The sequence below is a fragment of the Achromobacter denitrificans NBRC 15125 genome (genome assembly GCF_001571365.1).
Taxonomy (GTDB): Bacteria; Pseudomonadota; Gammaproteobacteria; order Burkholderiales; family Burkholderiaceae_B; genus Achromobacter; species Achromobacter denitrificans.
In genome coordinates this window covers 115548-138414 of sequence record NZ_BCTQ01000002.1, presented here as the reverse complement: position 1 = coordinate 138414, position 22867 = coordinate 115548, and the positions used below count along the sequence as shown (strand labels likewise).

16 protein-coding genes are annotated in these 22867 nt (G+C 68.9%); 6 read left to right on the top strand and 10 right to left on the bottom strand.

The annotated features are described in order from the left end of the window. The first annotated feature begins 34 nt into the window (after nucleotides 1-34). The 4 genes from ADE01S_RS02955 (at nucleotide 35) to ADE01S_RS02940 (ending at nucleotide 4936) form a co-directional block, all read left to right on the top strand. Nucleotides 35-1015, top strand: a complete 981-nt coding sequence (locus ADE01S_RS02955) for a Bug family tripartite tricarboxylate transporter substrate binding protein (RefSeq protein ID WP_062679970.1) — start codon at nucleotides 35-37, stop codon at nucleotides 1013-1015. Between the two features lie 5 nt (nucleotides 1016-1020). Beyond that, nucleotides 1021-1590 (top strand): cysteine dioxygenase family protein, encoded by a 570-nt coding sequence (locus ADE01S_RS02950; protein WP_062679969.1) that lies wholly within the window; start codon nucleotides 1021-1023, stop codon nucleotides 1588-1590. A gap of 25 nt (nucleotides 1591-1615) precedes the next feature. Further along, complete coding sequence (locus tag ADE01S_RS02945; protein ID WP_062679968.1) at nucleotides 1616-3286, top strand: aromatic amino acid ammonia-lyase; 1671 nt, start codon at nucleotides 1616-1618, stop codon at nucleotides 3284-3286. A gap of 123 nt (nucleotides 3287-3409) precedes the next feature. Then, a complete protein-coding gene (locus ADE01S_RS02940) occupies nucleotides 3410-4936 on the top strand; it encodes an argininosuccinate lyase (protein ID WP_062679967.1) in 1527 nt (508 codons plus the stop codon). A 39-nt stretch (nucleotides 4937-4975) separates the two neighbouring features. Here the strand turns inward: ADE01S_RS02940 and ADE01S_RS02935 are convergent, their stop codons facing one another. The 3 genes from ADE01S_RS02935 to ADE01S_RS02930 form a co-directional block, all read right to left on the bottom strand. Continuing rightward, nucleotides 4976-7450, bottom strand: a complete 2475-nt coding sequence (locus tag ADE01S_RS02935) for a heavy metal translocating P-type ATPase (protein ID WP_062679966.1) — start codon at nucleotides 7448-7450, stop codon at nucleotides 4976-4978. Nucleotides 7451-7655: 205 nt separating this feature from the next. Beyond that, nucleotides 7656-7778, bottom strand: coding sequence for a putative transporter small subunit (locus ADE01S_RS31940; RefSeq protein ID WP_087881315.1), 123 nt, complete (start codon nucleotides 7776-7778; stop codon nucleotides 7656-7658). A gap of 29 nt (nucleotides 7779-7807) precedes the next feature. Then, the gene (locus ADE01S_RS02930) at nucleotides 7808-9499 is read right to left on the bottom strand and encodes a sodium:solute symporter family protein (protein ID WP_062679965.1); all 1692 of its coding nucleotides are present in this window, start codon (nucleotides 9497-9499) and stop codon (nucleotides 7808-7810) included. A 625-nt stretch (nucleotides 9500-10124) separates the two neighbouring features. Here ADE01S_RS02930 and ADE01S_RS02925 point away from each other — a divergent pair. Continuing rightward, nucleotides 10125-11330 carry an amidohydrolase family protein gene (locus ADE01S_RS02925; protein WP_062679964.1) on the top strand — a complete coding sequence of 402 codons (1206 nt, stop codon included), beginning with the start codon at nucleotides 10125-10127 and terminating at the stop codon, nucleotides 11328-11330. On the opposite strand, the gene ADE01S_RS02920 is transcribed toward ADE01S_RS02925, so the two are convergent. Further along, nucleotides 11314-12186: a LysR family transcriptional regulator gene (locus tag ADE01S_RS02920; protein ID WP_062679963.1), complete on the bottom strand. Its 873-nt coding sequence runs from the start codon at nucleotides 12184-12186 to the stop codon at nucleotides 11314-11316. The genes ADE01S_RS02925 and ADE01S_RS02920 overlap by 17 nt on opposite strands. 116 nt (nucleotides 12187-12302) lie before the next feature. Here ADE01S_RS02920 and ADE01S_RS02915 point away from each other — a divergent pair, with 116 nt between their 5' ends. Further along, nucleotides 12303-12974, top strand: coding sequence for an ankyrin repeat domain-containing protein (locus ADE01S_RS02915; RefSeq protein ID WP_062679962.1), 672 nt, complete (start codon nucleotides 12303-12305; stop codon nucleotides 12972-12974). Nucleotides 12975-13047: 73 nt separating this feature from the next. Here ADE01S_RS02915 and prpF read toward each other — a convergent pair whose 3' ends face one another. From prpF to ADE01S_RS02885, 6 genes are all read right to left on the bottom strand, one after another. Beyond that, nucleotides 13048-14232, bottom strand: a complete 1185-nt coding sequence (gene prpF / locus ADE01S_RS02910; protein WP_062679961.1) for a 2-methylaconitate cis-trans isomerase PrpF — start codon at nucleotides 14230-14232, stop codon at nucleotides 13048-13050. 68 nt (nucleotides 14233-14300) lie between these two features. Then, entirely contained in the window at nucleotides 14301-16919 is a 2619-nt protein-coding gene (gene acnD / locus ADE01S_RS02905) for a Fe/S-dependent 2-methylisocitrate dehydratase AcnD (RefSeq protein ID WP_062679960.1), read from the bottom strand. Further along, entirely contained in the window at nucleotides 16916-17626 is a 711-nt protein-coding gene (locus ADE01S_RS02900) for a GntR family transcriptional regulator (protein ID WP_062679959.1), read from the bottom strand. Before ADE01S_RS02900 ends, acnD begins: the two co-directional genes overlap by 4 nt. Nucleotides 17627-17769: 143 nt before the next feature. Next, entirely contained in the window at nucleotides 17770-19572 is a 1803-nt protein-coding gene (locus tag ADE01S_RS02895; protein WP_062679958.1) for an NAD(P)/FAD-dependent oxidoreductase, read from the bottom strand. A gap of 262 nt (nucleotides 19573-19834) precedes the next feature. Next, nucleotides 19835-21721 carry a sigma-54-dependent Fis family transcriptional regulator gene (locus tag ADE01S_RS02890; protein WP_062679957.1) on the bottom strand — a complete coding sequence of 629 codons (1887 nt, stop codon included), beginning with the start codon at nucleotides 21719-21721 and terminating at the stop codon, nucleotides 19835-19837. 136 nt (nucleotides 21722-21857) lie between these two features. Then, nucleotides 21858-22766: a LysR family transcriptional regulator gene (locus tag ADE01S_RS02885; protein WP_062679956.1), complete on the bottom strand. Its 909-nt coding sequence runs from the start codon at nucleotides 22764-22766 to the stop codon at nucleotides 21858-21860. Between the last annotated feature and the right edge of the window lie 101 nt (nucleotides 22767-22867).

Here is a 22867-nt window from a genome sequence, read left to right as displayed (position 1 = left end):
TTCAACCCGTCCGATCCGGACGCCGGAGCCTCTCATGTCCTCTCGTCACCGCATTGCCGCCGTCCTCGGCTGCCTGAGCTTGTCCTTCGCGGGCGCCGCGCCGGCGGCCGCCGCCGACGCGTATCCCAGCAAGCCGATCCGGCTGATCGTGCCGTATCCCGCCGGGGGAGGATTCGACACGGTCGCGCGCCGCCTGGCCGACGGCCTGCGCGAGCGGCTGGCGACCCCCGTCATCGTCGAGAACAAGCCGGGCGGCAACACCATCATCGCGACCGATACGGTCGTGCGCGCGCAGCCCGACGGCTACACGCTGCTGATGAACGCGCCCGCCGGCATCGTGCAGGGGCCCTGGCTCCAGAAGCTGCCCTACGATCCCATCCAGGCGCTGCAACCGCTCTACATGGTGGCGCAGGTGCCCACGGCGCTCATCGTGCCCACGTCGCTGGGCGTGTCCACCTTCGACCAGTTCAAGGCCTATGCCGGCGCCCACAAGGGCGAGATGGCCTATGCCAGCCTGGGCAGCGGCAGCACCTTCCACATCTTCGGCGCGATGCTCAACGAGCGCCTGGGGGCGCAAGCCACCCACGTGCCCTATAAGGGCGACGCGCCGGCCATGAGCGATCTGGTCCCCGGCCGGGTGCAGTTCATGTTCAACAACCCGGTGTCGGCCATCAACTTCGCCAAGCAGGACAAGGTGCGCATCCTGGCCATCAGCGGCGCCACGCGGTTGCCGGCGATCAAGGACATCCCGACCCTGGGCGAACTGGGCATGCCGGAGTTCAACATCACCGGCTGGTACGGCCTGTTCGCGCCGGCGGGAACGCCGCGTCCCGTCGCGGACAAGCTGGCCGACGCGGTCAAGGCCGTCATGCAGACGCCCGCGTTGCGCGAATACCTGGAAACCGTCGGCGTGGTGGGCGGGGATTCCGGCGTGGACGCATTCACCCGCCAGGTCGCCGAGGAATACCAGGCGTGGGGCGAGCTCATCAAGAAGAACGACATCCGCTTCGAGTAACGGCCATGAGCATCCCGCGTATCGCGCGTTTCGCCAGCGAGCTGGACGCCGCGCTGGCCGGGCCGGCGGCCGACGAGGCGGCCCTGCTGGCGCGAGTCCGGCCGCTGATGGCGGCGCTCGTGGAAGACGACGGCTGGCTGCCGCGCAGCCATGCCGAACCGCACCCCGTCCACTATCAGCAGTATCTGCTGCATCGGGATCCCGGGGCGAGATACAGCCTGGTCAGCTTCGTCTGGGGGCCGGGCCAGCGCACGCCGGTCCACGACCACACGGTCTGGGGCGTGATCGGCATGCTGCGCGGCGGCGAGTGCGACCAGCGCTACCGCCGGCGGGACGGGCGGCTGGAGCCCGACGGGCCGGAGCACACGCTGTTGCCCGGAATGACCGCGATGGTGTCGCCGCGCCTGGGCGATATCCATCGCGTGCGCAACCTCCATCAGGACCGGGTATCGGTCAGCATCCATCTCTATGGCGGCGACATCGGCGCGATCGAACGCAGCGTGTTCGATCCGGCCGACGGCCGCAGCAAGGTTTTTATTTCCGGGTATGCCGCGCCCCGCGCGGATTTGAACTGACGCCGAGTCAGGAAGGAACTAGAACATGAAGAACGCGATGAAGCCGCGCGGGCTGCGCCTGCCGCGGGCGCTGGCGCTATGCTGCGCCGTCATGCCGGCCTGGGCGTTGGCGCAGCAGACCGTCCGCCTGGACGGCGCCAGCCTGACCTACGAACAGGTCGGGCTGGTGGCCCGATCCGGCGCCAAGGTCGAGATCGCGCCCGAGGCCCGCCGCCGCGTGGCCCGAGGCCACGATGTGGTGCTGGCCGCCGCGCAGGCCGACATGCCGATCTACGGCCTGAATCGCGGCGTCGGCGCGGCCAGGCAGGTTGCCGTGCTGGAGGGGCAGCGCGAGAATGCCGCCGACGTGCGCAAATCGTCCGAGGCGTTCAACCGCAACCTGCTGATTTCGCACAGCCGGGCAACCGGCCCCGCCACCGACGCGGCCATCGTGCGCGCCGCGCTGACGGCGCGCCTGAATACCGCCCTGACGGGCGCGTCCGGCATGCAGGCCGAGATCGCCGACATGTACGCGGCGCTGCTCAATGCGGGCATCACGCCGGTCGTGCCGCGCGATGCGTCGGTGGGCGAGGCCGACATCTTCCTGCTGTCCTACACCGGACTGGCGATGATGGGCCTGGGAGAGGTGCTGGTGGACGGCCGCCGCGTGCCCGCCGCGCAGGCGCTGCGCGCCGCGGGCATCGCGCCGGTTCGCCCGTTCGCCAAGGACGCCCTGGCCATCATGAGTTCGAATGCCTACTCGGCCGGCCACGCGGCGCTGGTCGCCTACGACCTGGGCCGCCTGCTCGACCGGGCGGACCTGGTATTCGCCGCCAGCCTGGAAGCGCTGAACGGCAACGTGGCGCCGCTGCTGCCGGACAGCGTGGCCGCGCGTCCCTTCCCGGGGCATCGCGAAGCGGCCGGGCGGATCGCGGCGTTGCTGGACGGCAGCTATCTGTGGAAAAAGGACCCCGCGCGCTTCAGCCAGGATCCGCTGAGCTTTCGCACGACACCGCAGCTGCATGGCGCCCTGCGTCAGCAGTTTCAGACGCTGACTGCGCACTTGCGCACGCAGCTGAACGCCTCCGACGACAACCCCGTCATCCTGCTGGACGTCACGCCGGCGGAAGGCGCTCGCGAGCAGGAGGCGCGGTACTACGTCAAAGGAACGGTCGACGGCCGCCCGGTGACCGGTGCCGTCGTGCCGACCGCGCACTTCGAACCCGTGGGCTGGGCCCTCGACGCGCAGGCGATGGCGGTGGGCCTGAGCCATCTGTCCAACCATTCCATGCAGCGGGCCAACCGGCTGGCGACCAAGGACTTCACGGGCATCGACCTGCTCGACGGCCAGCCGCCGGGCAGCCTGGCCGGCTTCTGGAAGACCGCCAACGTCCTGCAGACCCGCATCTATGCGGAGACGGTGCCGGTGTCGTCGCTGGTGCAGCCCTCGGCCCGGGACATCGAGGACGTGGGCACGCAGGCGCCGCTGGTCGTGGAGCGGCTGGACCACGCGGCCGAGCTGGCCTACCGGATGCTGGCCGTCGAACTGGCGGTCGCCGCGCAGGTCGTGGAGCAGCGCCAGCGGCAGCATCCGGACCTGGCGCTGGGCCGCGCCACCGCCGCGCTGCTGGGCGACACGCGCAAGGCCATGGCGGCGCAACCGGCGCCGCGCCTGCCGGGAGGAGATATCGACGCCGCCTACCTGAAATTACGCTGACAGGGCGGCGCGGCGACCGCGCCAACAGAGGGGATGCCGCGCCCGGCTCCGTGAAATCCGGTATTTTCCACGAGCGGTCGCGTCGATACACTAGGTCCCCCATCCCCCTACGACGAGAACGCCATGAGACATTTCCTTCCCCTTCTGGGCGCCGCCCTGGCCCTGTCGCTCGGCGCCCAGACCGCGTCGGCCCAGCAGGCGCAAGGCGCGACGCCGGCGCCGCGCGATCCGTTCTTCTGGCTGGGCGAGATCAACAAGGCCACGGCGGTGATCAACACGGACGAGGGGCTGCTGGACAAGTCCATGGCGCCGCGTTTGGCGGCGGGCGTGGCCAAGGTGATCAGCGACGGCAACCAGCCGGGCGCCAAGCGGCCGGCCAGCGTCATCACGTTCGAGCCGCTGCTGATCAAGGCGGCGGGTGAGGACGTGACGCTGCTGCACGCCGGGCGCTCCAGCCAGGACATGCACGCCACCTACCGCAGCGCGATCCTGCGCGACAAGCTGCTGGAACTGGCCGACCAGCTCAATGCCACGTCCACCACCCTGGTGGAACTGGCCGCTCGCCATGCCGGCACCATCGTGCCGAACTACACCAACGGCGTGGCGGCGCAGCCGAACAGCTATGGGCACTACCTGCTGGGGCAGGCGGCCGGCCTGGCGCGCGACGCCCAGCGCATCCGCGAGGCCTATGCGCGCATCGATCGCTCGCCGATGGGCACCACGGTGCTCAACGGCACCAGCTGGCCGCTGGACCGCAAGCGCATGGCGCAGTACCTGGGCTTCACCGCGCTGGTGGACAACGCCTACGACGCCTCGCAGATCTCGTCCATGGACCAGCCCGTCGAAGTGGGCTCCATCGTCACCAGCATCGCGCTGCGCGCGGGAAATTTCGTGGAAGACGTGATGACCCAGTACGCGCAGCCGCGCCCCTGGATCCTGCTCGAAGAAGGCGGCGGCAATACCTACGTGTCCAGCGCCATGCCGCAAAAGCGCAATCCCGGCCTGCTGAACGACACCCGCAGCGACGCGTCCACCGCCGTGACGCTTGCCATGGGGCCGGTGATCCAGACGCACAACATCACGCCGGGCATGAGCGATCCCAAGGACGTGAAGCAGAACTCGGCCATGGTGGATGCGGGCATTTCGACGCTCAAGCGCTGGAACCGGGTGCTGAAGGCCATGGTGATCAGCCCCGATCGCGCCCTGGAAGAGCTCAACAGCGACTGGACGGCCTCGCAGGAACTGGCCGACGTGCTGATGCGCAAGTACAAGTTGCCGTTCCGCGACGGGCACCATTTCGCGTCCGAAGTCGTGACCTACGCCAAGGCCAACAACATCAAGCCGCTGGACTTCCCGTACGAGCAGGCGCGCCGCATCTACGCGGATGCCATGAAGGATTCGAAGTACGGCGCCGAGCTGCCGATGAGCGAGGCGGAATTCCGCTCGACCCTGGATCCGGTGGCCATCGTGAAGAACCGCGCGACCTCGGGCGGTCCGCAGCCGGCCGAGATGGAGCGCATGATCAAGGAGGCGCGCGAACAGCTGAAGTCGCAGGATGCCTGGATCAAGGCGCGTCGCGATCACATCCGCGATTCGCTGGCCGAGCTGGACAAGCAGTTCGACGCGCTGGTGGCCAGCGCGTCGAAGTAAAGGGGCCGGGCGGGGGAGCCGGGGCCGCCGGCCCCGGCCTCAGGCCGCGAAGGGCGGCGCGAAGCGGCGCAGCCGCAGCGCGTTGGTCAGGACGAACACGCTGGACAGGGCCATCGCGCCCGCCGCGAACACCGGCGAGAGCAGGCTGCCGTTGACCGGATACAGCAGGCCGGCGGCCACCGGGATCAGCGCGACGTTGTAGGCGAACGCCCAGAACAGGTTCTGCTTGATGTTGCGCAGCGTGGCCTTGGACAGGGCGATGGCGTTGGGAACGCCGCCAAGGTCGCCCGACATCAGCACCACGTCGGCGGCCTCGATGGCGATGTCCGTGCCGGTGCCGATGGCCAGGCCCACGTCGGCCTCGGCCAGCGCCGGCGCGTCGTTGATGCCGTCGCCCACGTACGCGACCGGGCCGTACTGCCGCTTCAGCCGCTGCACGGCTTCGACCTTGCCGTCGGGCAGCACTTCGGCCACGACTTCATCGATGCCGAGCTGGCGGGCGATGGCCTGGCCGGTGCGGCGGTTGTCGCCGGTGATCATCGCGACCTTCAGGCCCAGGTCGTGCAGGGCGCGGATGGCGGCGGCCGTGGTTTCCTTGATGGGGTCGGCCACGGCGATCATGGCGGCGAGCTGGCCGTTGATCGCGGCGTACAGCGGGGTCTTGCCTTCGTCGCCCAGGCGCGCGGCGTCGGAGCCGAAGGTCTCGACGTTCAGGCCGAGTTCGCGCATGTAGCGGTCGGCGCCGATTTCCACCAGGTCGCCGTCCACGCGGGCGCTCACGCCGAAGCCGGGGATCGACTCGAACTGCGAGATGGCGCCCAGGGCGATGTCCTGCGCCCGGGCCGCGTCCACGATGGCCTGCGCGATGGGGTGTTCGGACTTGGCTTCGACGGTCGCCACCTTGCCCAGCACGGCATTGCGCTCGAAGCCCGGCGCCACGATCAGGTCGGTCAGTTCGGGCCGGCCCTTGGTCAGCGTGCCGGTCTTGTCCACGGCCACGACCTTGGCGTCCTTGAGCGATTGCAGCGCTTCGCCCTTGCGGAACAGCACGCCCATCTGCGCGGCGCGGCCCGTGCCCACCATGATGGAGGTCGGCGTGGCCAGGCCCATGGCGCAGGGGCAGGCGATGATCAGCACCGCGACGGCGTTGACCAGCGCGAAGGTCAGCGCGGGTTCCGGGCCGAACGTCAGCCAGATGATGAAAGTCAGGACGGCGGCGGCCATGACGGCGGGAACGAACCACATCGTGATGCGGTCCACCAGCGCCTGGATCGGCAGCTTGGAGCCTTGCGCCTGCTCGACCATGCGGATGATCTGGGCCAGGAGCGTGTCGCCGCCGACCTTGGTGGCGCGGAACGTCAGCGCGCCGTTCTGGTTGACGGTGCCGCCGACGACCTCCGAGCCAGGCGCCTTCTTGACCGGCACGGGTTCGCCGCTGATCATGGACTCGTCGATGAAGCTGGTGCCTTCCACGACTTCGCCGTCCACCGGAATGCGTTCGCCCGGACGGACCTCGATCAGGTCGCCCGCGACCACTTCCTCGATGGCAAGTTCCATCGTCGCGCCGTCGCGAACGACGCGCGCGGTCTTGGCCTGCAGGCCGAGCAGGCGCTTGATGGCTTCAGAGGTATTGCCCTTGGCGCGGGCTTCCATGTAGCGGCCCAGCAGGATCAGCGCCACGATGACCGCGGCGGCCTCGTAGTAGACGTTGACCGTGCCGGCGGGCAGCAGCCCGGCCGCGAAGGTGGCCACCACCGAATAGGCATAGGCGGCCGAGGTGCCGACCGCCACCAGGGAGTTCATGTCGGGCGCGCCGCGCAGCAGCGCCGGAATGCCCTTCTTGAAGAAGCGCAGGCCCGGGCCGAACAGCACGATGGTGGCGAGCACGAATTGCAGGTACCAGCTGTTCTGCGTGCCGATGGTTTCGGCGATGACGTGGTGGAACGCCGGCACGATGTGGGCGCCCATTTCCAGGATGAACACGGGCAGCGCGAAGATCGCGGCGACGGTCAGGGCGCGCGTGAGGGACTTCAGCTCGGCGGCCTGGCGTTCGGCCACGGCGTCGGTGTCGCTGGTTTCGGCCGACAGGGTCCGCGCTTCGTAGCCTGCCTTGGCCACGGCCTGGATCAGCGCGCTGGCGGAAACGCCGCCGGCCGCGGTGATGCTGGCTCGCTCGGTAGCCAGGTTGACGGTGGCGCTGCTGACGCCGGGCACGGCCTTCAGGGCTTTCTCGACGCGACCCACGCAGGACGCGCAGGTCATGCCGGCGACGGACAGTTCCATGGTGGTTTCGGCGACGGCGTATCCGGCCTTCTGCACCGCCTGCACGGCGGCGGCGACGTCCGGTTTGCCTTCAAACGTGATGTCGGCGCGTTCGGTCGCCAGGTTGACGCTGGCCTTGTTCACGCCCGGCACGGCCTTCAAGGCCTTTTCGACCCGGCCCACGCACGAGGCGCAGGTCATGCCTTCGATGGGAAGGCTGACCGCGACGCTGTCTGCTGGGATGGCACTCATATCCGCTCCTTGAAAACTTGTAATCTCCACTGATGGACACCACTATAAAGATTCCAATGATGTCAAGGTCAAGCGTTTTACCGGCCGGGGGGGCACGCCGGTCAGGATCCGCAAGATCCCGCCTGCGCGCTTCAGGCCCTGCATGCGGCGCAGGAAGGGACTCATAAGGTGAAGCACAGGCGGCGGGCGCCGCCCGGAATGGGAGTCAGATCATGGACTTCCCGCTGCGCCTGGCGGCGCGGATGTCCTGCCACAGCGTCACGCACAGCAGCGCCAGGATGAGGGCGGAGATGGCCGGCCAGACCAGGAAATACAACGTCAACCACATATCGGTCTCCTTGTTCGTGTGTGTGGGGATCAGCCCTTGGCGGGCTGGATGGCGGCGCCCTGCGCGGGGGCGGCGGCCTGCGCGTCCTGCTCGCGATGGAACGAGGTCACGCGGTCGGCCAGCACGCTGAAATCGAACCGCCGGGTGTTGCGCAGGCTCAGGCCCGCGCAGACCGCCGCGCTGACGCCGTAGGCGGTCAGGGAACCCATCAGCACGATGTATTCGCGCAGCGTTCCGACGAAGGCCGGCAGCATCACCGCCATGCCCGCGGCGCCCACGGCGAGCGCGGCCTTGCGGCCGAAGAAGCCGAACGTCATGAGGCCCAGCACCACGCCGCCGCCGATGGCCGCGCAGATTTCGAAAAAGACCGCGACCGCGCCCTGGATGGGGATGAGTTCGAAGCGCGCGACGGCGAACAGCGCCACGGCGCTGAGCACGGACCACACGAAGGCGCGGTTGTCGACGCGGTCCCAGTAGAAGCTGGCGATCACGGGGAAGACGATGGCGCCCCACAGCGCGCCGACGAAGACGAGCATCACCAGGATGTCCAGCCGCAGGCTGGCGAAGATCACGCCGACCATCGTCGCGACGATCATGGTGACGCGGCCCCACCAGAGCATGCGGCGCGGATCGGGGCGGCCGCGCGACAGGTTCTTGGCGTAGATGTCCGTCATGACGATGGCGGAGAGCGCGGCCAGGTCGGAGTCGGCGGTCGAGGACAGCGAGCCCACCACCAGGAGGAAGAACAGCGCGATGCCGAAGGGCGGCAGGTAGGTCGACGCCATCTGCGGGATGATGTTGTTCATGTCGCCGTTGGCCGGTTCCAGGCCGACGAAAAGCGCCAGCAGGCCCAGCATGCCCAGCCCGATCACGACGGCGCCGTAGCCGGCCGTGGCAGTGAGGAAAGTGGGCTTGATCAGGTCTTCGCGCACGGCGAACAGGCGTTGCGCGATCGTCTGGTTGCCGATGGCGTAGGCCAGCACCGCGACGAAGTAGGGCGCGCCCTGTTCCAGGATCGCCTTGGTGGAATAGAAGTCGGCCTGCTCGGGATCCAGGCGCCACATATTGGCCTGCAGCACGTCGGGGCCGCCGGCGTTGAAGAAGATCAGCGGAATGATGATGACCGCCGCGATGATCATCGCGGCGAGCTGCGCGAAGTCGGTCATCACGGAGGTGCGGAAACCCGACCACAGCGTGTACGACAGCACGCCCAGTCCGGCGATCAGCACGCCCTGGATGAAGCTGAGCGGGCTCAGGATGGAGACCAGGGCGCCGGCCGCGGTGAAGTTCACCATCAGGCTGATACAGCTGCCCACGATGTTGGACACGGCCATGATCATCTGGCTGGACGTGCCGTGCCGCGCGTGGATGACCTCGGCCAGCGTGTGGGCCTTGGGCGCCAGCTTGCGGAAGCGCTTGCCGAAGGGATAAATGAAGAGAATCATCAGCGCGCCCCAGAAGCCATAATGCAGGGGGCCGGACAGCCCGTACTTATAGCCCGAGGTGGCGCTGGCGTAGAACGAGGCGGCCCAGATCCAGGTGGCGATCATGCTGGCCGTGGACAGCCCGAAACCCACCGCGTTGTTCGACACCATGTAGCCGTCGACGTTCTCGTTCTTTTCGCCGATGAGCAGCGACATGAGGAATGTCGCGCCGTAGAAGCCTGCGAGCAGCAGGATGGCGGTTGTCGCCGATAGCTGAAAGAATTCTGTCTCTTGCATCGTCTTCGTCCTTTCTCCTTGACAGCGTGTTCATGACGGACAGTCATGGCTGCATGAAGGCCGTTTCCGCGGGATGCGATGGGCGGCAAACCCCGATGACGCAGCCGAAACACCAGGCGAGCGGCCGTAGGCGCGATCGCGGGCCTGCCCGGCGAGCGCGCGCGGCAAGCGACGCCCTCGGCGGGACAGCGACAAGGCACACCGTGTAGGTGTCTTGCTCCCGCATAGCGCCGAACGTTTGTTGCTTTGGACGTTGCCCTATGCGGTGAGCGAGGGTCCTGCCTGGTAAGCAGGAGAGTGGTTCCGCAGCCGGTCAAGGCTGGGCATGGGTGTTTCGGCGTTACACGCCGGGCCGCTGCGCGCGGCCTTGTGACGGATGCCTCCGGCGACGTGCGTCTGCCGGCGGGCATGCGTGGTGAACTACAGCAAGACGCGAGTATAGGACCATACCCGGATCGAGTCCAGCCCGCGCCTGGAATGCTCCGGACGCGGTATCGCGATTCCGATTGGCAGGCATCGCAACACTTAATTGGCCGCCCGCGGCGCCCTCCGATAAGGTACGAGGCTTTGACGGCCCGGTGGCGGCGCACGCGCCGCCACGCCGTCCGCAAGACGAAGGCGAACCATGACAGACCGCGTATTCATCAATGCCGTCGACATCGACGGCACCCCGCTATCCCTGACCGTCCGCGACGGACGCATTCTTGCGATCGGCGCGCAGCCGCCCGCGCTCGGGGAGGCCGAGGTCACGGACCTGCGCGGCCACCTGGTGCTGCCGGGCTTCGTGGACGGGCACATTCACCTGGACAAGAGTTTCGTCGGCGACCGCTGGCATCCGCACCAGCCGGCGGCCACGCTGCGCGAGCGGCTGGCCATCGAGAAGCGCGAGCTGGCCGCCGCGCCGCCGATGGAAGGGCGCGCCGATGCGCTCATCGCGCAGGCGGCGGCCTTCGGCACCGTGGCGATGCGCAGCCACGTGGACGTGGACGCCACCACTGGGCTGGCCAACCTGCATGCCGTGATGGCAGCGCGCGAGAAATGGCGCGGCATCGTCGATATCCAGCTGGTGGCGTTTCCGCAGGCCGGCGTGATGTCCTGTCCGGGCACCGCGGACCTGCTGGAGGCGGCCGTGCGCGAAGGCGCCGACGTCGTGGGCGGGATCGACCCCTCCACGCTGGACGGCGACGCCGAAGGGCAGCTGGACCGCGTATTCGGCATCGCGGACCGCCTGGGCGCGAAGATCGACATCCATCTGCACGAGCCGGACATGCCGGGCATCGAGCAGCTGGCCCGCATCGCCGCGCGGACCAAGGCGCTGGGCCTGGCCGGCCGCGTCGCCGTGAGCCACGCCTACGCGCTGGGCGACGTCGAACCGAGGGCGGTGGACGAGGTGGCGCGCAGGCTGGCCGACGCCGGCGTGGCCATCATGACCAACGCGCCGGGCGACCGCGCCTTCCCGCCCGTGCTGCGCCTGCGCGACGCGGGCGTGGCGGTGTTCGCGGGCAACGACAACATCCAGGACACCTGGTGGCCCTACGGCAACGGCGACATGCTGCAGCGGGCGATGCTGATCGGCTACCGCTCGGGCTTCTACACCGACGCGGAACTGCGGGTGGCGCTGGACATGGCGTCCCACGCCGGCGCGGCGGTGCTGGGCCTGGACGGCTACGGCCTGCGGGTGGGCAACGAGGCCACCTTCGTCGCGCTGCCCGCGCCCAACGGCGCGGCGGCGGTGGCCGCGGCGCCGGCGCCGCGCTTCCTGTTCCGCAAGGGCGAGCCGCAGGGCGAGGCCTCGGCCTTTACCGCCGGCGCCGCTACCCGCCCGGCGTGACCTGGACGGCGCGCCGCTCGCAATAGGTTTCCAGCGCGCCGCGCAGGGCATGGCCGGCATCGCTGAGGCGCGAGCGCGCATACAGCGCCAGGCGCAGGCCGCCGGGCGCGGGAAACCCCTCTTCGGCGGACAGCACGCGGTGCTCCGCCGTCACGCAGGCGGCCGGCAGCAGGCTGACGCCCAGTCCCGACGCCACCGCCGCGACCAGGCTGGGCAGGCTGGGGCTGGAGAAGCGCACCTGCCACGGCTTGCCGCCGGTCTCCAGCATGGCGGTCATTTCCTGGCGATACAGCGCGCCCGCCGGAAACGCGACCAGCGGCACGGCCGTGTCGGGCGCGGGCGGCGGCGCATCGCGGGCGGTGATCCAGCACAGAGGTTCGGGCCACTGCGCGTGGCAGTCCGCGTCGACTTCCCATTGCTTGACGAGCATCAGGTCCAACTCGCCTTCGCGGTAGCGCCGCAGCAGCTCATGGCTGAGCCCCCCGTCCACTTCCACGCGCAGGAGCGGATAGGCGGCCTGCACGGCCGCGATGGTGGGCATCAGCGCGGACCCCATGAATTCCTCGGGCGCGCCCAGTCGCACCACCGCGCTCGCCTGCGCGGCGGACACGCTTTCGCGCGCTTCCTCGGACAGCCGCAGGATGCTGCGGGCATAGCCGAGCAGGCGCTCGCCTTCCTCGGTCGGCAGGATGTGGCGCTGCGCGCGATCCAGCAGGCGACAATCGAGCTGGTCTTCCAGGCGGATCACGTGCTGGCTGACGGTGGATTGCGTCAGATGCAGGTATTCGGCCGCGCGCGTGAAATTGCCCGTGTCCACCACGGTAACGAAGCTGCGCAGCAGGACGGGATCAAGCATTTGAACTTCCACTGAAAGCCATTAAGCCAATTAATTTCATAATACTCCGCCGACTCGCCATACTAGGTCTCGTGCCCGGGACGGTCCGGAGACGCGTTATCAAGGGAGATTTCGATATGCCTATCTTTGGCGTGTGCCGTATCTGGGTGGCGGCGTTCCTGCTGAGCATCGGCGGCGGAGCCGGCGCCGCGGGCCAGGACGCGGCGCTGCTCGCGGCTGCGGGCGACGGCGATGCGGGCCGGGTCAAGACTCTGCTGGGCCAAGGGGCCGCGATCGAGGCGCGCGACGGCAGCGGCAATACGCCGCTGCTGCGCGCCACGCAGGGCAACCACGTCGAGGCCGCGCGCGCGCTGATCGACGCGGGCGCCGACGTCAATGCGAAGAACGCCATCCACGACAGCGCCTACCTGCTCGCGGGGGCCCGGGGCTACCGCGACATCCTGGCGCTGACGCTCGCGCACGGCGCGGATTTGAAAAGCACCAACCGCTACGGCGGCACCGCCCTGATACCCGCCTGCGAGCGCGGCCACGTCGAGGTGGTGGACATGCTGCTGCGCGCGGGCGCGGACCCCGACCACGTGAACAACCTGGGATGGACCGGCCTGCTGGAAGCGGTGATCCTGGGCGACGGCGGCCCGCGTCACCAGGCCATCGTCAAGCGGCTCATCGAAGCCGGCGCCGACGTCGACCTGGCCGACGGCAAGGGCGTGACGCCGCTCAAGCATGCCCGCGAGCGCGGGCAGTCGGAAGTGGCGCGGCTGCTGGAGGCGGCGGGGGCCAAGGGCTGAGGTGCCGGCGTCAGGCCGAAAAAAAAACGGGGCGCCTGGCCCCGTTTTTCATGCGCGCAAGCGTGAGCCTGGTTTAGAACCCTTCGCGCGGCACGTGCACGCGGCCTTCCATCAGGATGCGCGCGCTGCGGCTCATGATGGCCTTGGTGACCTTCCATTCGCCGTCCACGAGCTTGGCCTCGGCGCCGACGCGCAGCGTGCCCGACGGATGGCCGAAGCACACGTTGTCGCGTTCGTTGCCGCCGGCGGCCAGGTTCACCAGGGTGCCGGGCACCGCCGCCGCCGTGGCGATGGCGACGGACGCCGTGCCCATCATGGCGTGGTGCAGCTTGCCCATGGACAGGGCGCGCACCAGCACGTCGATGTCGCCGGCGCCGATCTTCTTGCCGCTGGAGGACACGTATTCCTTGGGGCGGGCGACGAAGGCGACCTTGGGCGTGTGCTGGCGGCCGGCGGCTTCTTCCAGCGTCTTGATCAGCCCCATGCGCAGCGCGCCGTGGGCGCGGATGGTTTCGAAACGCGCCAGCGCGGCGGCGTCGCCGTTGATGTCGTCCTGCAACTCCGTGCCCTTGTAGCCCAGCGCCTCGGCGTCGAGGAAGATGGTGGGGATGCCCGAGTTGATCATGGTGGCCTTGAAGGTGCCCACGCCGGGCACTTCCAGGTCGTCCACCAGGTTGCCGGTGGGGAACATGGAGCCGCCATCCCCTTCTTCGGCCGGATCCATGAATTCCAGGCGCAGTTCGGCGGCGGGGAAAGTCACGCCGTCGAGCTCGAAGTCGCCGGTTTCCTGCACCGCGCCATCGGTGATCGGCACGTGCGCGATGATGGTCTTGCCGATGTTGGCCTGCCAGATGCGCACGACGGCGGTGCCGTTGGCGGGCACGCGCGCCGGGTCCACCAGGCCGTTGGCGATGGCGAAGGGGCCCACCGCGGCCGACAGGTTGCCGCAGTTGCCGCTCCAGTCGACGAAGGGCTGGTCGATGGAGACCTGGCCGAACAGGTAGTCGACGTCGTGATCGGGACGGGTGCTCTTGCCGACGATGACGGTCTTGCTGGTGCTGGACGTGGCGGCGCCCATGCCGTCGATCTGCTTGCCGTAGGGATCCGGGCTGCCGATCACGCGCATCAGCAGCGCGTCGCGCGCTGCGCCCGCGACGCGCGCCGATTCGGGCAGGTCGTCGAGCTTGAAGAACACGCCTTTGCTGGTGCCGCCGCGCATGTAGGTGGCGGCAATCTTGGTCTGGGGAGCATGGGCCATGGGGCAGTCCTGATGTCTCGTGTGGGGAGGGGGCGAGCGCCTCGGGCGCTCGCTTTGCTGAGGGCGGATCAGCCGGCTTTCTTCTCGGCGCCGGCCGCGGATGAGGCTTCCAGGAAGTCCTGCGCGAAGCGTTGCAGTACGCCGCCGGCCTCGTAGATCGACACCTCCTCGGCGGTATCCAGGCGGCAGGTCACCGGCACCTCGACGGTCTGGCCGTCGCGGCGGTGGATCACCAGCGTGAGGTCGGCGCGCGGCTTGCGCTCGCCGATCACGTCGTAGCTCTCGGTGCCGTCCAGGCCCAGCGTCTTGCGGTTGACGCCCGGCTTGAACTCCAGCGGCAGCACGCCCATGCCGATCAGGTTGGTGCGGTGGATGCGCTCGAAGCCTTCGGCCACGATGGCTTCCACGCCGGCCAGGCGCACGCCCTTGGCGGCCCAGTCGCGCGAGGAACCCTGGCCGTAGTCGGCGCCGGCCACGATGATGAGCGGCTGCTTGCGGTTCATGTAGGTTTCGATGGCTTCCCACATGCGCATGACCTTGCCTTCCGGCTCCACGCGCGCCAGCGAGCCCTGCTTCACCGTGCCGTCGTCGTTCTTCACCATTTCGTTGAAGAGCTTGGGGTTCGCGAAGGTGGCGCGCTGGGCGGTGAGGTGGTCGCCGCGGTGGGTGGCGTAGGAGTTGAAGTCCTCTTCGGGCAAGCCCATCTTGTGCAGGTATTCGCCGGCGGCGCTGTCCATCAGGATGGCGTTGGACGGCGAGAGGTGGTCGGTCGTGATGTTGTCGCCCAGCACGGCCAGCGGCAGCATGCCGCGCAGAGTGCGTTCGCCCGCCAGCGCGCCTTCCCAGTACGGCGGGCGGCGGATGTAGGTGCTCATGGGGCGCCAGTCGTACAGCGGGCTGACGGCGGCGCCGCGCTCGTCCTGGATGCCGAACATGGGCGCGTAGACCTTGCGGAACTGCTCGGGCTTGACGGCGGACTTGACCATGGCGTCGATCTCTTCGTCGCTGGGCCAGATGTCCTTCAGGCGGATGTCGCGGCCGCTGGCGTCCTGCCCCAGCACGTCGCGCTCGATGTCGAAGCGGATGGTGCCGGCGATCGCGTAGGCGACCACCAGCGGCGGCGAGGCCAGGAAGGCCTGCTTGGCGTAGGGGTGGATGCGCCCGTCGAAGTTGCGGTTGCCCGAGAGCACGGCGGTGGCGTAGAGATCGCGGTCGATGATTTCCTGCTGGATCTTCGGGTCCAGCGCGCCCGACATGCCGTTGCAGGTGGTACAGGCGAAAGCCACCACGCCGAAGCCGAGTTTTTCCAGGTCTTCGGTCAGGCCGGCTTCGTCCAGGTACAGCGAGACCGCCTTGGATCCGGGCGCCAGCGAGCTCTTCACCCAGGGCTTGCGGGTCAGGCCCGCGCGGTTGGCGTTGCGCGCCAGCAGGCCGGCGGCGATGACGTTGCGCGGGTTGCTGGTGTTGGTGCAGCTGGTGATGGCCGCGATGATGACGGCGCCGTCGGGCATGCGGCCGGGTTCGTTTTCCACCGCCCCGGCGATGCCGCGCTCGGCCAGGTCGGAAACCGGCAGGCGGCGGTGCGGGTTGGACGGGCCGGCCAGCGTGCGCACCACGCTGGACAGGTCGAAGCGCAGCACGCGTTCGTATTCAGCGTTCTTCAGGCTGTCGGACCACAGGCCCGCGGTCTTGGCGTAGGTTTCCACCAGCGCGATCTGCTCGTCCTCGCGGCCGGTCAGGCGCAGGTAGTCGATGGTCTGCTGGTCGATGGAGAACATCGCGGCCGTGGCGCCGTATTCGGGCGCCATGTTCGAGATGGTGGCGCGGTCGCCCAGCGTCAGGCTGGAGGCGCCTTCGCCGTAGAACTCCAGGTAGGCGCCCACCACTTTTTCCTTGCGCAGGAATTCGGTCAGCGTCAGCACGATGTCGGTGGCGGTGATGCCGGGCTGGGCGCGGCCGGTCAGTTCCACGCCGACGATGTCGGGCAGGCGCATCCAGGATGCGCGGCCCAGCATGACGTTCTCGGCCTCCAGGCCGCCCACGCCGATGGCGATCACGCCCAGCGCGTCCACGTGCGGGGTGTGGCTGTCGGTGCCGACCAGCGTGTCGGGGAAGGCCACGCCGTCCTGCGTATAGATGACGGGGGACATCCGCTCCAGGTTGATCTGGTGCATGATGCCGTTGCCCGGCGGCACGACTTCGATGTTGCGGAAGGCCTGCTTCGTCCAGTCGATGAAATGGAAGCGGTCTTCGTTGCGGCGGTCTTCGACGGCGCGGTTCTTGGCGAAGGCGTCGGGATCGTCGCCGCCGTATTCCACGGCAAGCGAATGGTCCACGATGAGCTGCACCGGCACCACCGGATTGACCTTGGCGGGGTCTCCGCCCTTCTCGGCGATGGCGTCGCGCAGGCCGGCCAGGTCCACCAGCGCGGTCTGGCCCAGGATGTCGTGACAGACCACGCGGGCCGGGTACCAGGGGAAGTCCAGGTCGCGGCGGCGTTCGATCAGCTGCTTCAGCGAATCCGTCAGCGTGGCCGGGTCGCAGCGGCGCACCAGGTTCTCGGCCAGCACCCGCGAGGTGTAGGGCAGGCGGTCGTAGGCCCCGGGCGAAATCGCCTCGACGGCGGCGCGGGTGTCGAAGTAGTCCAGGCGGGTGCCGGGCAGGGGCTTGCGGTAGTTTTGGTTCATGCCTCGGTGCGCTGCAGGTTGCCCTGCGCGATCTGCTGTTCGATGTTGAGACGGGATGCGCGGATGTGGCGGCGCATCAGGATTTCAGCCAACTCGCCATCGCGGTCGGCGATGGCGTCAAGAATGCGGTGATGTTCGGCGTAGGCCTGCCGGGGGCGGTTGGGCGTGGTCGAATACTGGATGCGGTACATGCGCGCCAGCTGGTAGAGCTCGTCGCACAGCATGCGGAACAGCATCTGGTTGCCGCTGCCCTTGACGATACGGTAGTGGAAATCGTAATCGCCCTCCTGCTGGTAGTAGCCCAGGCCGGCCTGGAAGGCCTCGTCGCGCTCGTGCGCTTCGAGCACGCCGCGCAGCTCCGCGATCTCGGCGGGCGGCATGCGCTCGGCGGCCAGGCGGCAGGCGGTGCCTTCCAGCGATTCGCGGATTTCGTAGAGTTCGGAGAGCTCCTGGCGGGTCAGCGACACCACCCGGGCGCCGGCATGGGGCACGCGCACCAGCAGCCGCTGGCCTTCCAGCCGGTGCAGGGCCTCGCGCAACGGACCGCGGCTGACGCCGTGGATGCGCGCCAGCTCGGGCTCGGAAATCTTGCTGCCGGGGGCGATCTCCCCCTTGACGATGGCGGACTGGATCTTGCGGAAGATGTGTTCCGAAAGCGTCTCGCTATCGCCCGGGGCGGCGCCTGGCAGCGTCAGCACTTTGCTCATGGTGTCGACAATTTTTCCGTATTTCGGCAAAAAAATCGGAATAACGCGCGGTGAGGCGCAAGATTGTCAACAATTTACCCCGACACCCCGCCAGGCGCAAGCGGCCGGGCCCGCCTCGGGGCCGCGGCCGCCGGGCAGGGCGCCTACTGCTTGTGGTGCACCTCCTGCAGGCCGTAGACCTGCACCGGGATCCCCACCTGCCGCGCCTTCAACTGCAGGGACAGGTACTGCGAGTAATGCCGCGACTGGTGCAGGTTGCCGCCATGGAACCAGAGCGCCTCCTGCTGCGTGGGCTTCCACATATTGCGCTGCTCGCCCTCCCAGGGGCCGGGGTCCTTGGTGGTGTCCGAGCCCAGCCCCCAGCACTTGCCGACCTTGTCCGCGACGTCGCGGCTGATCAGGTCCGCGGCCCAGCCGTTCATGGAGCCGTAACCGGTGGCGTAGACCACCAGGTCGGCGGGCAGGGTCACGCCGTTCTTCAGCACGACGGCGTCGCGGGTCAGGTGGCTGACGTCGGTGCGGGATTGCAGCTTGATGCTGCCGTCGATGATCAGGTCGCACGCGCCCACGTCGATGTAGTAGCCGGATCCGCGCCGCAGGTACTTCATGAACAGGCCGGAGCCGTCGTCGCCCCAGTCCAGCATGAAACCGGCGGCTTCGAGCTTGCCGTAGAACTCCGCGTCGCGCTCGCGCATCCGGTCGTACAGCGGGATCTGGAACTGCGCCATGATCTTGTAGGGCAGAGAGGCGAAGGTGAGGTCGGCCTTGCGGGTGGTCATGCCGTCGGCCAGCGCCTGCTCGGAATACAGGCCGCCCAGGCCGATGTCCATCAGCGTGTCGGAACGCACGATGTGGGTGGACGAGCGCTGCACCATGGTGACGTTGGCGCCGGCCTCCCACAGCGCGGCGCTGATGTCGTGCGCGGAGTTGTTGGCGCCGACGACCACGACGTTCTTGCCGCGGTAGGCGTCGGGGCCGGGATGGCGCGAGGAGTGCTGCTGTTCGCCCTGGAACTCGTCCTGTCCGGGAAAGCTCGGCAGGTTGGGCTTGCCGGACATGCCCGTGGCCAGCACCAGCTGCCTGGGCCGCAGCACCACCGGCTTGCCCTCGCGCAGCACGGTGACTTCCCATTCCTGTTTCTGCTCGTCGTAGCGCGCCGATTGGCAGACGGTGGAGGTCCAGTAGTTGAGCTCCATGATCTTGGTGTACATCTCCAGCCAGTCGCCGATCTTGTCCTTGGGCGCGAAGATCGGCCAGTTCTCGGGAAAGGGGATGTAGGGCAGGTGGTCGTACCAGACCGGGTCGTGCAGGCACAGCGACTTGTAGCGCTTTCTCCAGCTGTCGCCGGCGCGTTCGTTCTTTTCGATGATGAGGGTGGGCACGTCCAGCTGGCGCAGGCGCGCGCCCAGCGCGATGCCGCCCTGGCCGCCGCCGATGATGAGCACGTAGGGCTGGGTCTGGTAGCCGAGTTCGGCGGCCTCCTGCTCGCGCTTTTCCAGCCAGGTCTGGCGGTCGCGGCTGCTGGCGTGCTCGGCGCCCTTGGGCCGGCGCACGCCGCTGGGCTCTTCGTGTCCCTTGAGCTCGGACATGGTGGTCAGCAGCGTCCAGATCTTGCCGTCCTTCACGCGGACGTGGCCGTAGCCGCGGGCGAGGCGGGTCTCGATCTCGATCCAGCCCTGCAACAGGCCGCCGTCTTCGGACACGGCCTCCTTGGCGTCGCGCCCGAAGCGCACCGGCTCCACCTGCGCCAGCTGGCGCGCCAGCATGTCGCGGATCTGGTCCTGCCCCTCCAGCGTGCGCAGGTTCCAGGTGAACAGCACCAGGTCGCGCCAATAGCATTCGTCCAGGAACAGCGCCGCGACGGCGTCGATGTCCTTGTTGCCCAGCGCGGCGTTCAGCCGGTCGAGCACCGCGTCCAGCGCGGCGCCGGCATGATCGGTCTGCATGTCTTGTCTCCTTGCCCGTGACGGGCGGTCGTGGTCGTGGCGGGCCGAAGCGCGGCCCGTGGACGGCCCCGGCCTGTGCCGGCCGGTGGGCGTCGACAACGATCAAGCAATCGCCGTGCCAGCGCCGCCGCGCCGGGCGCGGGAGAGGGACGCTTCGGCCGACCGTGGCGGCGCGCCACAGCTGTGGCGCGCGGGGTGTGGCGTGGCACGCCGGTCGGCAGGCGTGGGGAGGGGAACGGGCGTGGAACGTTCCGCGATGACGTCAGGAGCGCGAAGACAGACCGTAGCGCCGCAGCTGGCGGTGCACGGTGGAGCGGTCCACGCCCAGGCGGCGAGCGGCTTCGGATACGTTGCCCGCGCAACGCGCCAGCATGGCGCGCAAGGCGGCTTCGCCCGGACTGGCGGCCGTGGCCGTGGCCGCCAGCGCGTCGGGCAGGTCGCCGGGTTCGATCACGCCGTCCTCGCACAGCGCCGCGGCCACCGCGATGGCGTTGGCGAGCTCGCGGATGTTGCCGGGCCAGGAATGGGCTTTCAGCGCCAGGAGGGCGGCCGGCGCCAGCACCGGAGCGCCGGTTTCGTCCTGGTGGCGCGCCAGCAGGCGGGCGATCAGCCATTCCAGGTCGTCGCGCTCGCGCAGCGGCGGCACCGTGAGGGTGGCGGCGTTGATGCGGTAGTACAGGTCTTCGCGGAAGTGGCCGTCGCGCACCCGCGCCGCCAGGTCGCGGTGCGAGGCCGACACCAGGCTCAAGCGCACGGCGCGCGGGGTATTGGCGCCGATGGGCGTGACCTCGGATTCGGCCAGGACCCGCAGCAGCCGGCTTTGCAGCGCGAGCGGCATGTCGCCGATCTCGTCCAGGAACAGGGTGCCGCCGTCGGACTCCTCGATCAGGCCCTTGCGGCCCTTGGCCGCCGCGCCGGTATAGGCGCCGGGCAGGTAGCCGAACAGCTCGCTTTCGATCAGGGATTCCGGGATCGCCGCGCAGTTGACCGCAACGAAGCGCCCGGCGCGCTGGCTGCCGTCATGGATGGCGCGGGCCAGGTATTCCTTGCCGACCCCGGTTTCGCCCTGCAACAGAATGGGCAGCCCCTGCCTGGCCAGCTTGGCGGCGCGCCCCAGCAAGGCGGCCATTCCGGCGTCGCCGCCGTCCAGGCCGCGCAGCGCGGCGGGCGCGCCCCGCACGGCGACGCTGGCGCCGCGGGCCTGCCGGTTGGGTTCGATGGCGTGGGCGAACAGGGCGTTGCCGTCGCGCGCGGCGATCAGGCGCTGCTGCGGCGCATGCGCGCGGGTGTAGCGGGGCAGGTCGTCCAGCCGCAGGTCGAAGAAACGGGTGACGGGTTGGCCGATCAGGTTGGCGGGATTGCGCCAGTCCAGGCCGGCGGCGCGGGCCAGCAGCTTGGCTCCCGTATGGGTCATGCCGAGGATGCGGCCGGCGCCGTCGAGCGAGATGGCGGCTTCGGGATCCACGTCCAGGAACTCGGGCGAGCGCGCGAAGCGCAGCACCCATTCGTTGCTGGTGCGCGCCATCAGGTTGGCCATTTCGATGCGCCGCGTAGTGCTGGTGACCAGGTGCAGCGCCAGATTCTGGCTGGCTTTCAGAATGGGAGAGCTGAGCAGCGAGATATCGAGCACGGCGGCCAGCTCGCCGTCGGCGCTGTAGATGGGCGCCGCCGTGCAGGACAGCGGCGTGTGGGTGTTGTCGAAGTGGTCGCTCTGGTGGATGGTGAGCGCTTCGCCGCTTTCCAGGCAGGCGCCCACGGCGCAGGTGCCGGCGCGCCGCTCCGACCATTCCGATCCCAGGTAGAGGCCCGCCTTGCGCAGTTGGGCGGTCTGCTGGGCGTCGCCCAGGAATTCCACGGTGACGCCTTGCCGGTCGGCCAGCAGCAGCACGTAGTTCTGCCCGGCCACCTGCCGGAACAGGTGGTCCAGGCCCGACCGCGCGATCGAGATCAGCGCTTCGGATTGCTGCCGGTGTTCGCGCAGGCGGCCATCGGGCACGATATAGGCTTCGCACGCGTGCGCGGGATCGAGCCGGTACTGGTCCAGGCAGCGCAGCCAGCTGCTCACCACGTGGGCGTCGCGCTGGGTGGGGCGGCCCAGGCCGACCTGTTCGATCTCGCGGATATGGGCGGAGTGCAGGGAATTCGGCATGTCGTCTCCATTTTTCATGGGGCACCCGATCTGCGCCGAGTCGCAAAGCAGCATGCACAGAGGACGACACGCCTGTAAATGGTGGTTATCCAGCAGATCGGGGGAGCCGGAAACGGGGGGCGAAAGCCGGGCGTTTTCAGACCCCGCAGGCGTACATCATGAACTGGCGGAACGCTTCGGCCGGCTTGGCCACGGCCGCGCGCGGATGCCACAGCAGGCCCACTTCCATCGGCGGCACGGGGTCCAGGATGGGCACGGCTTCGATCTTCCGGCCTTCCAGCGACCAGGGGCGGTAGACCATGTCCGACAGCATGGTGACGCCGAAGCCGTGCGCCACCAGCCCGCGCAGCGCTTCCATCGAGCGCGTCCGGAACGCGATGTCGGGCTGCAGTCCGCGGGCCTGCCAGTAGGCCCGCGCGGACCGCTCGCCTTCGTCCATCTCCAACAGGATGTAGGGATGGCGCGCGATATCGGCCAGCGCGGGCGGCGAGGACGCGCGCAGCAGCGGGTGGCCGGATGCCGCCCACAGCTGCCGCCGCGACCGCACCAGCACTTGATGGCCGAAGCGCTCGCGCCGGTCCACGTTGGAGAGCAGCGCCACCCCCAGCTCGACCTCGCCGCTGGCCACGGCCGATTCGATCTCGGGGCGGTCCAGGTCGAACAGGTCCAGCACCACGTCCGGATAACGCCGCCGGAAACGGGCCAGCAGGTCCGGCAGGAAATAGCCCAGCACCGTGTAGGACGCCGCGATCCGCACCGACCCGCGCAACGCATAGCGCTGGAAGCCGGGCTCGCGCAGGGCGTCATCCAGGGAATCGAGCACGTCGCGGGTGCGCTGGTGGAAGTTGTGCCCTTCGGGCGTCAGCGTGACGCCGTGCGGGTGGCGATCGAAGAGGCGCACGCCCAGCTGGGCTTCCAGGGCCAGGACGGCGTTGGTGACGGCCGATTGCGAGACGTGCTCGTCGGCCGCCGCCATCGAGAACCGGCCGGTGCGCGCCGCCGCCGCGAAGTAGCGCAGCTGGCGCAGGGTGACATCGTTAGCCATCTGTTTATCGCATATCAGGTACCTGAATATATGAATATACGATAGCCAGCGCCATTCCTACACTGCGGAAAACATCAAAACCCGGAACGCAGGAGACAAGC